This window comes from Isoptericola sp. NPDC057653 (assembly GCF_042799955.1).
In the GTDB taxonomy this organism is placed as follows: Bacteria; Actinomycetota; Actinomycetes; order Actinomycetales; family Cellulomonadaceae; genus Isoptericola.
In genome coordinates this window covers 1-15,429 of the sequence record NZ_JBHVHP010000002.1, presented here as the reverse complement: position 1 = coordinate 15,429, position 15,429 = coordinate 1, and the positions used below count along the sequence as shown (strand labels likewise).

Genomic DNA, 15,429 nt, shown 5'->3' with positions numbered 1-15,429 from the left:
GCAGCTCAGGCGCCCGGCCGGGCAGGCCAGGGCGCGTCCGTCGGCCGCAGGGACGACCAGCCGCCCGCGCGGCTCGCCGCGGCGGCCAGGATCCCGACCACCGTCGACGGGTTGTGCAGGCTGCCGTCCAGCGCCCGCGCGACGGCCTCGTCGAGGGGCACCCAGCGCAGCTCCATGCCGGCCTCCTCGCCGGTGCGCACGTGCCGGTCCGTCTCGGCCACCGGCGCGATGCCGCGGGCGAGGAAGATCCGCACCGCCTCGTCGCTGCTGCCCGGCGTCGTCGCGTAGTCGGCGAGCACCGCCCACTGCTCGGCGGTGACGTCGGCCTCCTCGGCCAACTCCCGCGCCGCCGCGTCGACGGCGGGCTCGCCGTCGACGTCGAGCAGGCCGGCCGGCACCTCCCACATGAAGGACCGCACGGGGTGGCGGTACTGGCGCTCCAACAGGACCCGCTCCTGCTCGTCGAGCGCCACGATCGCCACGGCGCCGGGGTGCTCGACGTACTCGCGCGTCACCACGCCGGCGTCCCCGAGGTCGACCTCGTCGCGGACGAGGTCGATGATCCGGCCCCGCTGCAGCACGTCGTGCCGCAGGACGGGGCGGGGCGCGATCTCGTCGGCGAGCGGCGTGCCCGCCGCGTCCGGGGCGTCGCTCACGCCTGGTTGCCCTGGCGCTCGAGGGCCGCCGCGACGAGCCCCTTGAACAGCGGGTGCGAGCGCGTCGGGCGCGACTTGAACTCGGGGTGCGCCTGCGTGCTCACGTAGTACGGGTGCACGTCGGCGGGCAGCTCGACGAACTCGACGAGCTTCTCGTCGGGCGACGTGCCGGAGAACACCAGGCCGGCCTCCTCGAGCTGCGCCCGGTACGCGTTGTTCACCTCGTAGCGGTGGCGGTGGCGCTCCGACACCCGCTCGCTGCCGTAGGCCTTCGCCACGACCGAGCCGGCGCCCAGGTGCGCGTCGTACGCGCCGAGGCGCATGGTGCCGCCCAGGTCGCCCGCGCCGTCGACGATCGCGAGCTGCTCCGCCATCGTCGCGATGACGGGGTGCGTGCTCTGCGGGTCGAACTCGGTGGACGACGCGTCCTCGAGCTCCAGCACGTTGCGCGCGTACTCGATGACCATGGACTGCAGGCCGAGGCAGATGCCCAGGGTCGGCACCAGGTTCTCGCGGGCCCAGCGCAGCGCGCCGACCTTGCCGTCGATGCCGCGCACGCCGAAGCCGCCCGGCACGAGCACGGCGTCGACGCCGTCCAGCGAGTCCTGCGCGCCCTCGGGGGTGCGGCAGTCGTCCGCGGCCACCCAGCGGATCGCGACCTTGGTGTCGTTGTCGAAGCCGCCGGCGCGCAGCGCCTCGGTGACCGACAGGTACGCGTCGGGCAGGTCGATGTACTTGCCGACGAGGGCGATCTCGACGTTGTGCTCCGGCTCGTGCACGCGCTCGAGCAGGCGGGTCCAGCCGTCCCAGTCGACGTCGTGGAACGGCAGGTCGAGGCGGCGCACGACGTACGCGTCGAGGCCCTCGGAGTGGATCACGCGCGGGATGTCGTAGATGCTCGGCGCGTCGGCGCAGTTGATGACGGCCTCGTTGTCGACGTCGCACATGAGGGCGATCTTGCGCTTGATGCCGTCGGGCACCACCCGGTCCGAGCGGAGCACGATGGCGTCCGGCTGGATGCCGATGGAGCGCAGCGCGGCCACCGAGTGCTGGGTCGGCTTCGTCTTGAGCTCGCCGGACGGACCGATGTACGGCACCAGCGAGACGTGCAGGAAGAAGCAGTCGTCGCGGCCCAGCTCGTGCCGCACCTGGCGGGCGGCCTCGAGGAACGGCTGCGACTCGATGTCGCCGACGGTGCCGCCGATCTCGGTGATGATGACGTCGACGTCGGGGCCCGCCTGGTCACGCATGCGGGACTTGATCTCGTCGGTGATGTGCGGGATCACCTGGACGGTGTCGCCGAGGTACTCGCCGCGGCGCTCCTTGGCGATGACGCGCGAGTAGACCTGGCCGGTCGTGACGTTCGACGAGGCGGGCAGCTCGACGTCGAGGAAGCGCTCGTAGTGGCCGATGTCGAGGTCCGTCTCGGCACCGTCCTCGGTGACGAAGACCTCGCCGTGCTGGAACGGGTTCATCGTGCCCGGGTCCACGTTGAGGTACGGGTCGAGCTTCTGCATGGTGACGCGCAGGCCCCGCGAGCGCAGCAGGCGCCCGAGCGAGGAGGCGGTGAGTCCCTTGCCGAGCGACGAGGCCACACCGCCCGTCACGAAGATGTGCCGCGTCTGGTGCGTGGCACCCGTGCGGCTGGAGGAGCGGGGCTGGAGTCTGTTCGCGGTGTCGGCCACGGAACTCCATCCTAACAGTGGGTCGGACGGCGGCACGCGGGTCGCGCGGTGCGTCGCGTCACTCCGTCGCGTCACTCCTCGGTGGCGCCGCGCCCCCGGCCCGCGATCCCCGTGACCGCGGACCTGTCCGCGAGCACGAAGCCGCCCACGACGACCCCTCCCCCGACCAGCGCGGCGAGCAGCCCCACGCCGAGCGCCGGGAGGATCCTGGCGTCCGCCGGGAGCAGCGCGCCCGACACCAGCGACCCCGCCCAGGCGCCGACCGAGGTCGCGACGACGAGCACCGTCAGGGTCCGCGGGATGCCCCGCAGGGCCTCGCGCCCCGCGAACCGGCCCACCGCGGCGAGCAGCCCCGCCCCGGCGACCGTCATGCCCAGCGCCGTGGCCAGGCCGAGCTGGGTGAGCACGCCCACCTGGTCACGGACCCCCGTCGCGGCGGGCAGCGCGAAGGCCGCCCCCGCCACGACCAGCCAGCCGGCCGCGGTCACCACGACCGCGACGCGCTGGCGGTCGATCGCGTACAGGGCGCGCGACAGGTGCAGGATCAGCGCGAAGCCGACGATCCCCGGGGCCATCCACGCGACGGCGTCGCCGAGCCCCGCCACCGACCCGTGCGCGATGCGGGCGAACACCGCCTCGACGGCGTCCGACGCCGCCACGAGCGCCGCGACGCCGAGCCCCGACACCACGAGCAGCGTCCGGGTGGTCGTGGCCAGCAGGCCCCGGAACCGGTCGTGGCGCCCGTGCGCCACGTGCTCCGCGAGCCGCGGGAACGCGCTCGTCGCGAGCGGGAACGCCAGCACGGCGTAGGGCAGCAGGTAGACCTGCTGGGCGAACGTGTACGTCGGGAACGTCTGCAACGGCCCGAACTGCAGCGCCGCTCCCATCACCGCGAGCACGGACAGCTGCTGCGCCACGAGGGCGCCGACGCCGGCCAGCGCCAGGTTGCGGGCGCGGACGCCCTCGCCGCCGGGAAAGCGGAGCGTGGGCCGCAACCGCGTGCCCGTCCGCCGCACGGGCAGCACGAGGGGCAGCGCGAGCACGGCGACGCCCGCCGTCGTGCCCCAGCCCAGCCAGCCGATCGCGGCGGTGGAGAGCGCCTCGACGTCGTCCCGGTTCTCGCCCGTCATGGCGACGAAGACGAGGTACACGACGATGACCGCCACGCTGGACAGCAGCGGCGCGAACGCCTGCCAGAAGAACCGCTTGTGCGCCTGCAGGATGCCGCCGAGCACCACCGCGAGCCCGTACAGCGGCACCTGGAGCGCGAACGTCCGCACGAACGTGGCCGTGACGTCCACGAGCTCCGGGTGCTGGGTCATGAGGAGCCCCGCGATCGGGCCCGCCAGCAGGGCGAGCAGGGCCCCGAGCGGCACCAGGACGGCCAGCGTCCACCCGAGCATCGCCGAGGCCACGCCGGAGGTCTCGCGCGCCGAGCGGCGGGCGATCGGGCCCGCGAGCAGCGGCACCACGGCCCCCGCGAGGGCGCCGCCGGCGGCGACCTCGAAGAGCACGTTGGGCAGCAGGTTCGCCGCGCTGTAGGCGGGGCCCACGCCCTCGGTGCCCACCGCCCACGACAGCACCAGCGACCGGGCGAACCCCACCAGCCGGCTCGCCACCGTCACGACGGTGATCATCACGGCGGCACCCGCGAGCGTCTGGGTCGCCGCCCGCAGCCCGCCCGGCCGCGACGTCATGCGGTCACTCCTCCGAGGGCGCGTCCTGGCGGCGCCCCCACGCGTCGGCGCGGCGCAGCCAGGGGGTCGTCGAGATCACGGCCGAGAAGCTCACGCGCTCGGAGGCGAGCGTCAGCCCCACGACGGAGGCCAGCGCCGCGAGGCGCACGGCGCGCGGGGCGCCGAACGCCCACTGCGCGCCGACCAGCGCGCCGAGCGCGTTGGCGCCGCCGTCGCCGAGCATGTCGCGCTCGTCGAGGTCGCCGGGTGCGGCGACGGCCGCGGCCCCGAGGACGACGCCCGTCGCCGCGCCCGCGCCGCCGCAGGCGACGGGCAGGCTCAGCACGGCCGAGGCCTTGAGGGCGCGCCCGGGGCGCAGGTCGAGCAGGTTGAGGAGGTTGGCCGTGCCGGCGATCAGCGCGCCGTTGACGGCGACGTCCACGAGGTGACCCGCCGCGCCACCACGCCGGCGGGTGCCGACCACGGCACCGGCCAGCGCCGTGGCGCCGATGCCGAGCACCTTGAGCCCACCCGTGGTGAGGCGGCCCTCGGCGAGCGCGCCCAGGTGCCCGCGCAGGCCCTTGACCCGGGTGCTGGTGTCCTCGGCGAGGTCGTCCACGAGGCCGAAGGCGGCGGCACCGGCCGTGGCCACGGCCGCGCCGGCCCGCTCGCGCCCGCCGCCCGCGGCGAGCGTGCCCGCCACGAGCCCCGCGGCCACCGCGGGGCCCTCGAGCATGCTGATCGGCTCGCCCCGGTGGTTGGTGCGGGTCCAGCGGGCGGAGCCGCCCGGGGGGTCCGTCTCGAGCGCGCGACGGGCGAGCGCCGTCCCGGCCGCCGCCACCGCCGCGCCGCGCAGCAGCGCCCCGAGCCTCGTGGCCATCAGCCGTCCGCCTGCGTCTCGCCGTTCTCGACCGCCGGCGGGAGGACGGTCGCGCCGTCCTCGAAGCCGTACTGGTCGACGGTGCCGGCCTCCTGCGCCGCGATCGCGAGCGGCACGACGACCTGCCCGGTCGTCTGCTCGATCCCGCTCACGGTGCTCACCAGGCCGGACAGCGTGTCGTCGGCGCGGACGGTGGCCACGAGGTCGCCGTCCTTCGTCGTCGGCCCCGCGACGACCGACGTGCCGGCCACCTCGGCGGACGTGCCCGCGAGGGCCGCGAGCGCGCCCATGCCGGTCTGCTTCGGGTCGGCGTCCGTCGTCTGGGCGTCCTCGTCGGTCGCCGTGCCGCCGCCCGACAGCAGCAGGATCGCGTCGGCCGGCGCGCTCGGCTCCGCGACCTGCTCCACGAGGCCCACCTGCTGCAGCAGGTGCTGCTGCTCCAGCGCGGCGTCGGAGAAGGTGCCCGCGTCCGGCGCGGCGTCGGTCAGCGCGACCGCGAGCGACGCGGCCAGCAGCTCCGCCGTACCGGAGTCCTCGTCGATGGCGCCGTCGACGGCGTCGGCCGGCAGCTTCGCGCGCAGCCCGTCCGCGACGGTCTCCCGCATGGTCAGCTCGTCCGCGGAGGTCCAGGACGCGGCGAGGCGCTCCTGCGCGACGACGGTGCCGTCGGCCGCCTCGAGCTGGTCGAGCACCGCCTTGCGGCTCGCGTCGCTCACCTCGTCCACCTCGACGATGGCCACGTTCTTGCCCTCGAGCGAGCCCGCGACGAGCTGGTCGCCCGCGCTGTCGATGAACCGCTGCTGCTCCTCGGCCGTCGTGCGTGCCTCGCCGAGGTCCTCCCTCAGCGTGTTGCGCTCGGTGCGCAGCGCGTCGACCTGCTCGGTGAGCTGGTCCCCGAGCGTGCCCTGGAGCGGGCCGGCGCCGAGGATGATCCCCACGGCGAGGGCGAGGAAGACGGAGATCAGCGAGACGAGGTGATACCTGAAGTCGATCACGGTCGGCAGAGGTTCCTTCGATGGGGGTCGGGACGGGCGGGCTGCGGCGGGGTGCGGGAGGGCGTCACCCGCCGAAGAGGCTACCCACCCACGAGACGAGGTCGTCGATCCGGGCACCGATGAGCCCGAAGAGCGTCTGTCCGGCGGCCGTGGACCAGAGCGCCGCGACGACGGCGGCGACGCCCGCGAGGGACAGCAGCGTGAGCTGCAGGTTCGAGATCCGGGTGCGGTACAGGCGGGACACGCCCTTGGCGTCGACCAGCTTGCCGCCCACCCGCAGACGGGTGAGGAACGTGCTGGCCATGCCCGCACGGCCCTTGTCGAGGAACTCCACCAGGGTGGCGTGCGTGCCGACGGCGACGATGAGCTCGGCGCCCTTGTCGTCGGCGAGCAGCATGGCGATGTCCTCGCTCGTGCCGGTCGCGGGGAAGACGACGGGCTCCACGCCCAGCGACTCGACCCGGTCGAGCCCCGGCGCCGTGCCGTCGCGGTAGGCGTGCACCACGATCTCCGCGCCGGACGACAGCGCCCGGTCGGACACCGAGTCCATGTCGCCCACGATCATGTCGGGCTTCCAGCCGGCGTCGATGATCGCGTCGGCACCGCCGTCGACGCCGACCAGCACCGGCCGGTTCTCCGCGATGTAGGACCGCAGCATCGCCAGGTCCTCGCGGTAGTGGTACCCGCGCACCACGATGAGCACGTGGCGGCCGTCGAACTGCGTGCGCACGTCCGGCACGCCGACGCCGTCGAGCAGCAGGTCCCGCTCGCGCCGCAGGTAGGTCATCGTGTTCTCGGCGAAGTGCTCGATCTCGTCCGAGAGGCCCTCGCGCGCGGCGGCCATGTCGGTCTCGACGGTCTCGCGCGTCTGCCGGACCCCGTCGGCCACCGTCGTGCCGTCGACGCGCACGGTGCCGCCGTCGATGACGACCGACGCGCCCTCGGGCAGCGCCATGACGGCCGGGCCCAGGTCGTCGACCAGCGTGATGCCGGCCTCGATCAGGATCCCCGGCCCCGCGTTCGGGTACCGGCCCGACGTCGAGCGCGCGGCGTTCAGCACCGCCGCCGGGCCGACGGACACCAGGGCGTCGGCCGCCACGCGGTCGATGTCGACGTGGTCGATGACCGCCACGTCGCCGGGCTTCAGCCGCTTGGTGAGGTCCTTCGTGCGCGTGCCGACCCGGGCGGGTCCGGTCACGTCGGGGCCGCCGTCGCCGGCGTCAGGGGCGCGCTCGGACTTGCGCAGGATCATTCTCATCGCCCCTATCGTCCCACGGTGGACGACTCGAGAAGCTCGACCGCGTGCTGGCGGGCGGTCGCCGACTCGTCCTGGCCCGACAGCATCCGCGCCAGCTCGCGCACGCGATCGTCGTCCGTGACCTCGCGCACGCCCGTCACGGTGACGCCGCCGTCCGGGTCCCCGTCGCCGGCGGCGCCGCCCCCGGCGCTCGACTTCGTCACCACGAGGTGCGAGTCCGCGAAGGCGGCGACCTGGGCGAGGTGCGTCACGACCACCACCTGCGTGCTGCGAGCGAGGGTCGCCAGCCGGCGACCGACCTCGACCGCGGCGCGGCCGCCCACGCCCGCGTCGACCTCGTCGAAGACGAACGTCGGCAGCGGGGCCGCGGCCCGCACGCCCGACGCCGCCTCGAGGCGGGCCGTGGCGAGCGCCACCTCGACGGCCAGCATCACGCGGGACAGCTCGCCGCCGGACGCGCCCTTGCCGAGCGGGCGGGCCGGTGCGCCGGGATGCGGCTCGAGCAGGAAGGTCACCTGGTCGGCGCCCCACGGCCCGGGCTCGTCGGCCTCCGCGACGTCGACCACGAGCCGGGCGCCCTTCATGGCGAGCCCCGCCAGCTCCGCCGTGACGGCGGCCGCGAGCGCCTCGGCGGCGGTCCCGCGGCCGGCCGTCAGCCGCTCCCCCGCGGCCGCGAGGTCGCCGTCGAGCTCCACCGTGCGCTCGCGCATGGAGGCCAGGCGCTCGCCGCCGTCGTCCAGGTCGAGCAGGCGCAGGCCGGCGTCGCTCGCCCACTGCAGCACGTCGTCGACGGTCTCCCCGTAGCTGCGCGTCAGGGTGGTGAGCTCCGCGAGGCGGGCGTGCGCGGTCTCGAGCCCGGCGGGGTCGGCCTGGAGGTCGTTGACGTAGGCCGACAGGTCGGTCGCGACGTCCGCGAGCAGGTAGCCCGCCTCCGCCAGGCGGGTCGCGTGCGCGCCGAGCGCCGGGTCGTCTCCCGCGACCCCGTCGAGGGCGCGCCGCGCCCGCTCGACCGCCTCCACGGCGCTGCCCGCGGTCTCGACGTCGTCGCCCGCGACGGCGTCGTGCGCCTCTTGCGCGGCGACCCGCAGCTGTTCGGCGTTGCCGAGCCGGCCGACGAGGGCCGTGAGCTCGGCGTCCTCGCCGGGGCGCGGGTCCACCCGCTCGACCTCGGCCAGACCCAGGCGCAGCAGCTCGGCCTCGCGCGCCCGCTCGGCGCCGCGCGCGGTCAGCTCGGCGATCTCGGCCAGCAGGCCGGCGCGCTCGGTCCACGCCCCGCGGTACGCGTCGAGCAGGTCCTGGTGCTCCGGACCGGCGAAGGAGTCCAGGGCCTCGCGCTGCTTCGCGGCGGTGCGCAGCCGCAGCTGGTCGGCCTGCCCGTGCACCGTGACCAGCTCGTCGGCGATCTCGGCGAGCACCGCCTGCGGCACGCCACGTCCGCCCAGGTGCGCGCGCGAGCGGCCCGCGGCCGCGACGGTCCGCAGCACGACGACGGTGCCGTCCTCGTCGACCTCCCCGCCCGCCTCGTCGACGCGCGCCGCCACGGCGGGGTGGGCCGCGACCCGCAGCCGCCCCTCGACGACGGCGCCGTCGGCACCGGGCCGCACCGCGGCGGCGTCGGCCTTGCCGCCCATGAGCAGGCCGAGTCCCGTGAGCACCATGGTCTTGCCGGCCCCGGTCTCGCCGGTGATGACGGTCAGCCCGTCCGCCAGCGGTACCCGGGCGGCGCGGATCACGCCCAGGTTCTCGATCGCGATCTCCTCGAGCACCTACGCCTCCTTCTCGTGCTCGGCCCCGCCCTCGGCCGGAGCGTCCTGCTCCGGGAGGGCGGGCGCCCGGTGGTCCGGCCGGTTCGCCGCCAGCTCCCGCCAGCCGACCACCGGCAGCGAGAACTTCGACACCAGCCGGTCCGTGAACGGGGCCGGCGACAGCCGCGCGAACCGCAGCGGCAGCGCGCCCCGGCGCACCTCGACCCACGACCCGACCGGCAGGTCGACGCGCCGCCGGCCGTCGCAGGTCAGCACCGCGGGCACCGGGCTGCGCTCGAGCACCTTCACCGTGTACGTGGACCGCGGGCCGATGACGAGCGGGCGCGCGAACAGGGCGTGCGCGGACAGCGGCACCAGGAGCACGCCGTCGACCTCGGGCCACATCACGGGCCCGCCCGCCGAGAACGCGTGCGCCGTCGAGCCGGTCGCCGTGGACATCACCACGCCGTCGCAGCCGAACGACGACAGCGGCCGCCCGTCGACGGCGATCCCGACCTCGACCATGCGCTCGCGGCGCGCCTTCTCCACCGTGGCCTCGTTGAGCGCCCAGCCGGTGCGGGGCGTGTCCTCGCCCGGCAGGTGGACCGCGACGTCGACCACCGCGCGCTCCTCGACCTCGTAGTCGCGCGCGGCGAGACGCCGGACGGCGTGCCGCAGGTCGTCGCGCTCGCTCTCGGCGAGGAACCCCACGTGCCCCAGGTTGACGCCGAGCAGCGGGACGCCCGTGCCGTGCGTCAGCTCCGCGGCGCGCAGGATCGTCCCGTCGCCGCCGAGGACCATCACGGCCTCGGAGTCCGTGACGCCCTCGCGCGCGCGGGCGGCGGCCATGTGGTCGCCGAAGGACTCGGCGAGGTCGTCGTCGTGCAGGGCGACCTCGAAGCCCGCCTCGGTGAGCTCGCGCACGGCCTCGGAGAGCGCCGCCACGGCCTCCGGGCGGCCCCCGTGGGTGACGATGAGGACTCGGCGGCTCACTGTGCTCCTCCGATCGGCAGGACGGGTGGGACGGACGGCGGCGCGTCGGGGGCGCCGGGGTGCCAGGCGACGGCGGCCTCCACGGCCGCGGCCGTTGCCGCGGGGCCGGGGCCGCCGGGCCGGGGGCCCGCGCGGTCAGGACCCGCGGCCGGCCGCAACCAGCAGAAGTACTCGCGGTTGCCGCTCGGGCCGGGCAGCGGGCTCGGCACCACCGCGCGCGCCTCGAGGCCGTGCCCGGCCGCGGACCGCACGACGGCGCCCACGGCCTCGGCGTGCAGGCGCCCGTCGCGGACGACTCCCCCGCTGCCCAGGCGCTCCCGACCGACCTCGAACTGCGGCTTGACCAGCAGCAGCACGTGCGACGCGGGGCCGAGGACCGCGGCGAGCGGGCCGAGCACCAGCGTGAGCGAGATGAAGGAGAGGTCGCCGACGACCACGTCCGGGGCCCGCTCGAGGTCCGTCGGGGTGAGGTCGCGCAGGTTGAACCCCTCGACCACCGTGACGCGCGGGTCGGCGCGCAGCGCCGGGACCAGCTGGTCGTGCCCGACGTCGAGCGCCACGACGTGCCGGGCGCCGCGGCGCAGGAGGACGTCGGTGAACCCGCCGGTCGACGCCCCGACGTCGAGGCACCACCCGCCGTCGACGGCGGCCGGCAGCGCGCGGCCGGCAGGGTCCGCGGCGAGCGCGTCCAGGGCGCCGGCCAGCTTGCCGCCGGCGCGAGAGGCGTAGCCCGGGTCGGCCGGGTCCGGGTCGACGGTGACGAGCGCGCTCGCGGGCACCGGTGTCGAGGCCTTGGTGACCGTGTGCCCCTCGAGCCGCACGCGCCCCGCGCCGATCAGCTCGACGGCCTGTCGGCGGGACCGGGCCAGGCCGCGCCGGACGAGCTCCGTGTCCGTACGGGCCTCCGGTGTCACCGCGCCGGTCCCGGGTGAGGGTCGGTGCCGTCCCGCTCCCCCGGCTCCGGCTCGCCGTCCAGGCGTGCGCGCAGGGCGTCATGGACCCGGGCGAACCTCTCCACGTGCTCGCCCACCGGGACCTCGTCGAGGCCGTCCAGGCCCGCGAGCGGTCCGGAGCCTCCCGCCGTCGTGGCTGCGACGTCGGTCGTGCGGGCGCCGTCGCCGGCGGGCTGCCCGGCATCGCGAGGCGGTCCGGGGACGGCGCCTCCGGGCGTCACGGGGTCCTGCGTCATCGTCCCTCCTGCCGCTCGCGCGTCGTGGTCTCGTCGCCGGCACCCTGGCCGGGTCACGCGGACCGCCGGTCCGTGCGCGGCTGATCGTGCGGGACGACGCCGCGGCCCGAGGTCCGGGTCCACGCTACCCGCTGACGTCCACGTCCCGTGCCACGACCCACAGCTCCGACCAGGTCCGTCGCCGGGGCCCGCCGGTCCGGACGCCCGCGGTCCGCTCACCCCGCCCGGGGCCGTCGAGGTGCGGGCGGGCCGCCCGGCGGACCTGCGACGCGAGCGCCGTGTCAGGCCTGCAGCTCCGGCACGGTGGCCGGGTCCACGGCGCTCCCGCGGTCCGCGGCCTCCCACGCGGCGGCGCAGGCCGCGCGGATCACGTCGATGCCACGGGGCCCCGAGCCGTCCAGCTCGAGCCGGGCCCCGGCGACCCGTGCGGCGCGGCCGCCGCACGTCCACCAGCCCTCCGCGCCGCGCTGCGGCGCCGGGTGCGGCTCCAGCAGCGCGCGCAGGTCGCCGCCCAGGTAGTCCGGGCGCAGGCCGGCGTCGGCCAGCACCGCGTCGCGCGCCGTCGACACCCCGGTCAGCACGTGCAGGCCGGGGTACCCGCCGGAGCGCGCGCCCGCGAGGTCCGTGTCGAGCCGGTCGCCGATCACCAGGGGTCGCTCCGCGCCCGCGCGGTCGACGGCGAGGCGGTACATCGTCGGGGACGGCTTCCCCGCGCTGTCCGGCTGCACGCCCGTGGCCGCGACGACGGCGCCCACGAGCGCGCCGTTCCCGGGAGCGAACCCGCGCGCGGTCGGCAGCGAGAGGTCGAGGTTGCTCGCCACGTGCCACGCGCCGCCCGCGACGGCGTACGCCGCCTCGGCCAGGTCCTCCCAGGCCAGCCCGGGCGCATAGCCCTGCGCCACGGCCTCGGGTGCGTCGTCCGCGGAGTCGACGATCGTCAGCCCCGCCCGCTCGACGGCGGTCCGCAGGCCCGCGCCACCGACGACGAGCACACGCGCGCCCGGCGCGAGCCGGGTACGCAGCAGCGCGGCGCACGCCTGCGCCGCCGTCAGGACCTCGTCCGCGGCCGTGGGGATGTCCAGCCCGGTGAGCTGGCCCGCCACCTCCTCGGGCTCGCGCGACGCGTTGTTCGTGACGAACACGAGCCGCAGCCCCGCCCCGCGCGCCGAGGTCAGGCTCGCCGAGGCGTGCGGGATGGGCAGGTGCCCCCGGTAGGCCACGCCGTCGAGGTCGACGAGCGCCAGGTCGTACGCCGAGGTCAGGGGGACGTCGCTGCCGGCGAGCGTCGCCGTCATCCCTTCTCCCCGGACACCTCGTCGTCCGGCGTGGGCGGCGCCGCCTCCGTACCGTCGGCGACCTCCTCGACCGCATCTCCTGCCGCGTCGTCGGTCAGGTCCTCGGCGAGGACCTCCGCCGCGACCTCGTCGACGCCGTCGGGCACCTGGTCGCCCTCGTCCGCGCCGAGCACGTCCGCGTCGAGCCCAGCGGCGTCGAGCGCGGCCACGTCGGCCGCGTCGGCCGCGTCCTCCGCGTCGGCCGCCTCGTCCGCGGACCCGACCTCGTCGTCCCGCTCGCCGACCGTGTCCTCGAGGGCGTCGTCGACGCCGTCCGCGAGCTCGGACTCGCCGTCGCCGTCCTCGTCGTCGAGGACGTCCTCGACGACGTCGTCGGCACTCTCGACGTCGTCCTCGTCCTCGGCGTCCTCGTCATACGTGTCGTAGACGACGACGTCGTCGAGCTCCTCCGCCACGCCGGAGACACGCTCCAGCTCCGCGGGGTCGACACCGGCGAGGAGGGTGGCGGCCTCGTCCGCACGGCCGGCCGCCTCGAGCGCGGCCGCACGGGCCTGCAGCACCCGCAGGCCCAGGTCGCCCTTCCGCTCGGCGGCGGGGATCCGCTCGAGCACGGCCAGCGCGGCGTCGTGCTCCCCCAGGTCGCTGCGGGCGCCGCTCGCCACGATGGCGAGCTCGGTCCGGCCGTCGGCGTCGAGCGTCCGGGCCTCGTCGCTCGTGGCCAGGGCCAGCGCACGCTCGGGTCGCCCGAGCCCCCGCTCGGCGTCGGCCATGAGCGGCAGGTGCTCCGAGGACCCGTTCAGCCGACGCACGGTGCGCAGCTCACGCAGCGCCTCCGCGAACCGCCCCGTGCGGTAGGCCGCGATGCCTGCGGCCTCACGCACCACGTCCACGCGCCCGCCGCGGCGGACCGCGGCCTGAGCGTGCTCGTAGGCCAGCTCGGGGTCGACGTCGAGGAGCCGCCCCGCCATCACCAGGTGCAGGCCGACCCGCTCCGCGTTCTCCTTGGTCAGCCCGCGCAGGCGGCCGCGCACGTCCTTCCCGAGCTGGCCCATCGTCGCGTCCTCGGCGATCTCCGGCTCGACGACCCGAGGGCGGCGCTCCGCCGCGGCGGCCGGGCGGTCGCCCTGCCGCGCCGCGCCGCCGGCCCCGGAGGGACGGCGTCCCTGGCCGGACCCGCCATGACGGCCCCCCGCCGCGGGGCCGCGCGACGTGTCGCCCCGGTAGCCCTGGCGAGCGCCGTCACGAGAGTCGCGTCCGTCCCGTCGGTCGTCCGTGCGCTCGCGGTACTCCGAACGCCCGCGGTGCTCGCCGGACTGCTCGCGCCCCTGGCGCGGGCCCGCGCCGCGTCCGTCCCGCGGCCCCTGGCCGCGGGACCCACGGTCGTCACGACCCGCCCGTGCGCCCCCGGAGGGACGGGTCCCGCCCCCGCGGTGCTCGCGCTCGTCACGGCCACGATCGTCGCGGCCCTCGCCGCGCGGCTGGTACCCGCTGTCCCGGCGGTCCTGACCCTCGCCGGCACGCCCACGAGCGGGACGGTCGTCCCGCGACCAGCCCCCACGGCGGTCCCCGTGGTCGCCCTGCGAACGAGTCCCCGACGGACGGTCGCGCCGGTCGTCGCGAGACCAGCTGTCACGGCGGTCCCTCGAGCCGGACGGCGAACGCCCACCCGGGGCGCCGCCACGGCGGGCGTCGTCCGACCAGCCCTCACGGCGGTCCCTGGAGTCGCCCGCCTGCGCACGTCCGCGGGTCGACCGGTCGCCCCGGTCGCCCCGGTCGCCCCGGTCGTCACGCGACCAGCTCTCGCGGCGGTCCCGGGAGTCGGGCTGCGAGCGGGGACCGGCCGGGCGGTCGCGCCGGTCGTCACGCGACCAGCCGTCGCGCCGGTCGCGGCGGTCGGACGACTGGCCCTCGCCACGGGACGCGCTGTCGCGCCGGGTCGGGTCGCCGTACCGGCCGGAACCGCCAGGTCGCGAACCCGTGCGCTCGCCGTCACGGCGACGGTCGGGCCGTTCCTGTCGGTCGGACCCCGACCAGCGTTCACGTCCCTCGGCGCCGCCCCGCGTGCCGCGGTCAGAGGGCGCGCGGCCCTGGTCCCGGGCGCGGTCGCCCGCGCCGCTGCCGCCGCGCGCCGCGCCCCCGCGTCCGGAGTCGGACGAGCGCGCCCCACGCCCTCCGTCACGCGCAGCCCCGCGAGGGCTCCCGCCACGGGGGGACGACGAGCGACCGCCAGCACCGCCCTTGTTCTCGTCCCGCGGTGAATCGTTCACGCTATTCCTTCCAGACGCCGACACGAGCCGTATTCTCCCACGCCACGCCCCCTCACGAACGGCTCAGAGGCCCCTGCACCGTGTGACAGGTGGCACGCCTCGTCGTGCAGCGAGCGACCTCGCCCACCGCCCCCTCCGGACCGCTGCACGACCCGCACGGCTTCGAACGTCGCACGCCCCTGCACCCCCACCACGACACCACCACGAACGGCGTCGAGCCAGTGCTCCCGCCCCGCCCACGGCCCTGCACCGACGCCATCGACACCGGCTGCACCACACGTGGGGGCGCACCACACGTGGGGGCGCACCACACGTGGGGGCGCACCACACGTGGGGGCGCACCGCGCGCCGGCCGACCGGTCGGGGGACCCTCCAGAAGCTCAGCGGATCGTCCGCGCGAAGCCGCGCGGAGCCGCCGCGCGTGAAGCCTGGGCGCGCGCGAGCGCAAGACGCCGGCCTCGACGGCACGAGCTCCCGCCAGGCCGACCTCGGGCGCCGCGGGCGCAGGCGCCCGAGGCAGCCCCCCGGTCGACGGGCAGGGACATGCAAGGGACCCCACCCGCACGTCGACGTGCTCCCGTCCTGACCGCGTCAGTGACGGTGGCCCCGCCCCCACGGTGGCGTCCTCGACAGGCCCGCCACGTGCTCGTCGTCCTCGGCTCCGGCCCGTGCCCCCGATCGCTGCGATGCAGGCTCTGCCGTGCTCACGTGGTCGTCACGCAGCGTGGCGGAACGCCGCGGCCGCGGATGGTGGTGAGGGGATCCGGGTATGCGAAAGGCCCACCCCCTG

The 15,429-nt window shown here is 76.5% G+C and carries 12 protein-coding genes; all 12 read right to left on the bottom strand.

What is annotated here, in order from left to right; genetic code table 11:
• Positions 1-5: 5 nt before the first annotated feature.
• The 12 genes from ACFU9A_RS11375 to ACFU9A_RS11320 all read right to left on the bottom strand — a co-directional run bounded on the left by ACFU9A_RS11375 (position 6) and on the right by ACFU9A_RS11320 (position 13,424).
• Positions 6-656 carry an NUDIX domain-containing protein gene (locus tag ACFU9A_RS11375; protein WP_430575394.1) on the bottom strand — a complete coding sequence of 217 codons (651 nt, stop codon included), beginning with the start codon at positions 654-656 and terminating at the stop codon, positions 6-8.
• Entirely contained in the window at positions 653-2,341 is a 1,689-nt protein-coding gene (locus ACFU9A_RS11370; protein WP_430575393.1) for a CTP synthase, read from the bottom strand. Before ACFU9A_RS11370 ends, ACFU9A_RS11375 begins: the two co-directional genes overlap by 4 nt.
• A gap of 71 nt (positions 2,342-2,412) precedes the next feature.
• Positions 2,413-4,038: a murein biosynthesis integral membrane protein MurJ gene (gene murJ / locus ACFU9A_RS11365; RefSeq protein WP_430575392.1), complete on the bottom strand. Its 1,626-nt coding sequence runs from the start codon at positions 4,036-4,038 to the stop codon at positions 2,413-2,415.
• Between the two features lie 4 nt (positions 4,039-4,042).
• Positions 4,043-4,897 carry a hypothetical protein gene (locus ACFU9A_RS11360; protein WP_430575391.1) on the bottom strand — a complete coding sequence of 285 codons (855 nt, stop codon included), beginning with the start codon at positions 4,895-4,897 and terminating at the stop codon, positions 4,043-4,045.
• Positions 4,897-5,892 carry a copper transporter gene (locus ACFU9A_RS11355; RefSeq protein WP_430575390.1) on the bottom strand — a complete coding sequence of 332 codons (996 nt, stop codon included), beginning with the start codon at positions 5,890-5,892 and terminating at the stop codon, positions 4,897-4,899. Before ACFU9A_RS11355 ends, ACFU9A_RS11360 begins: the two co-directional genes overlap by 1 nt.
• A gap of 64 nt (positions 5,893-5,956) precedes the next feature.
• A complete protein-coding gene (gene steA / locus ACFU9A_RS11350) occupies positions 5,957-7,150 on the bottom strand; it encodes a putative cytokinetic ring protein SteA (protein ID WP_430575389.1) in 1,194 nt (397 codons plus the stop codon).
• Positions 7,151-7,155: 5 nt separating this feature from the next.
• The gene (recN, locus tag ACFU9A_RS11345) at positions 7,156-8,916 is read right to left on the bottom strand and encodes a DNA repair protein RecN (protein ID WP_430575388.1); all 1,761 of its coding nucleotides are present in this window, start codon (positions 8,914-8,916) and stop codon (positions 7,156-7,158) included.
• Entirely contained in the window at positions 8,917-9,888 is a 972-nt protein-coding gene (locus ACFU9A_RS11340; RefSeq protein ID WP_430575387.1) for an NAD kinase, read from the bottom strand. It lies immediately after the preceding gene.
• Complete coding sequence (locus tag ACFU9A_RS11335; RefSeq protein ID WP_430575386.1) at positions 9,885-10,802, bottom strand: TlyA family RNA methyltransferase; 918 nt, start codon at positions 10,800-10,802, stop codon at positions 9,885-9,887. Before ACFU9A_RS11335 ends, ACFU9A_RS11340 begins: the two co-directional genes overlap by 4 nt.
• Positions 10,799-11,077 (bottom strand): hypothetical protein, encoded by a 279-nt coding sequence (locus ACFU9A_RS11330; protein WP_430575385.1) that lies wholly within the window; start codon positions 11,075-11,077, stop codon positions 10,799-10,801. The genes ACFU9A_RS11335 and ACFU9A_RS11330 overlap by 4 nt, the downstream gene beginning before the upstream one ends.
• A gap of 281 nt (positions 11,078-11,358) precedes the next feature.
• Positions 11,359-12,372, bottom strand: a complete 1,014-nt coding sequence (locus ACFU9A_RS11325; RefSeq protein WP_430575384.1) for an HAD-IIA family hydrolase — start codon at positions 12,370-12,372, stop codon at positions 11,359-11,361.
• Positions 12,369-13,424: a hypothetical protein gene (locus ACFU9A_RS11320; RefSeq protein ID WP_430575383.1), complete on the bottom strand. Its 1,056-nt coding sequence runs from the start codon at positions 13,422-13,424 to the stop codon at positions 12,369-12,371. Before ACFU9A_RS11320 ends, ACFU9A_RS11325 begins: the two co-directional genes overlap by 4 nt.
• Positions 13,425-15,429 lie beyond the last annotated feature (2,005 nt).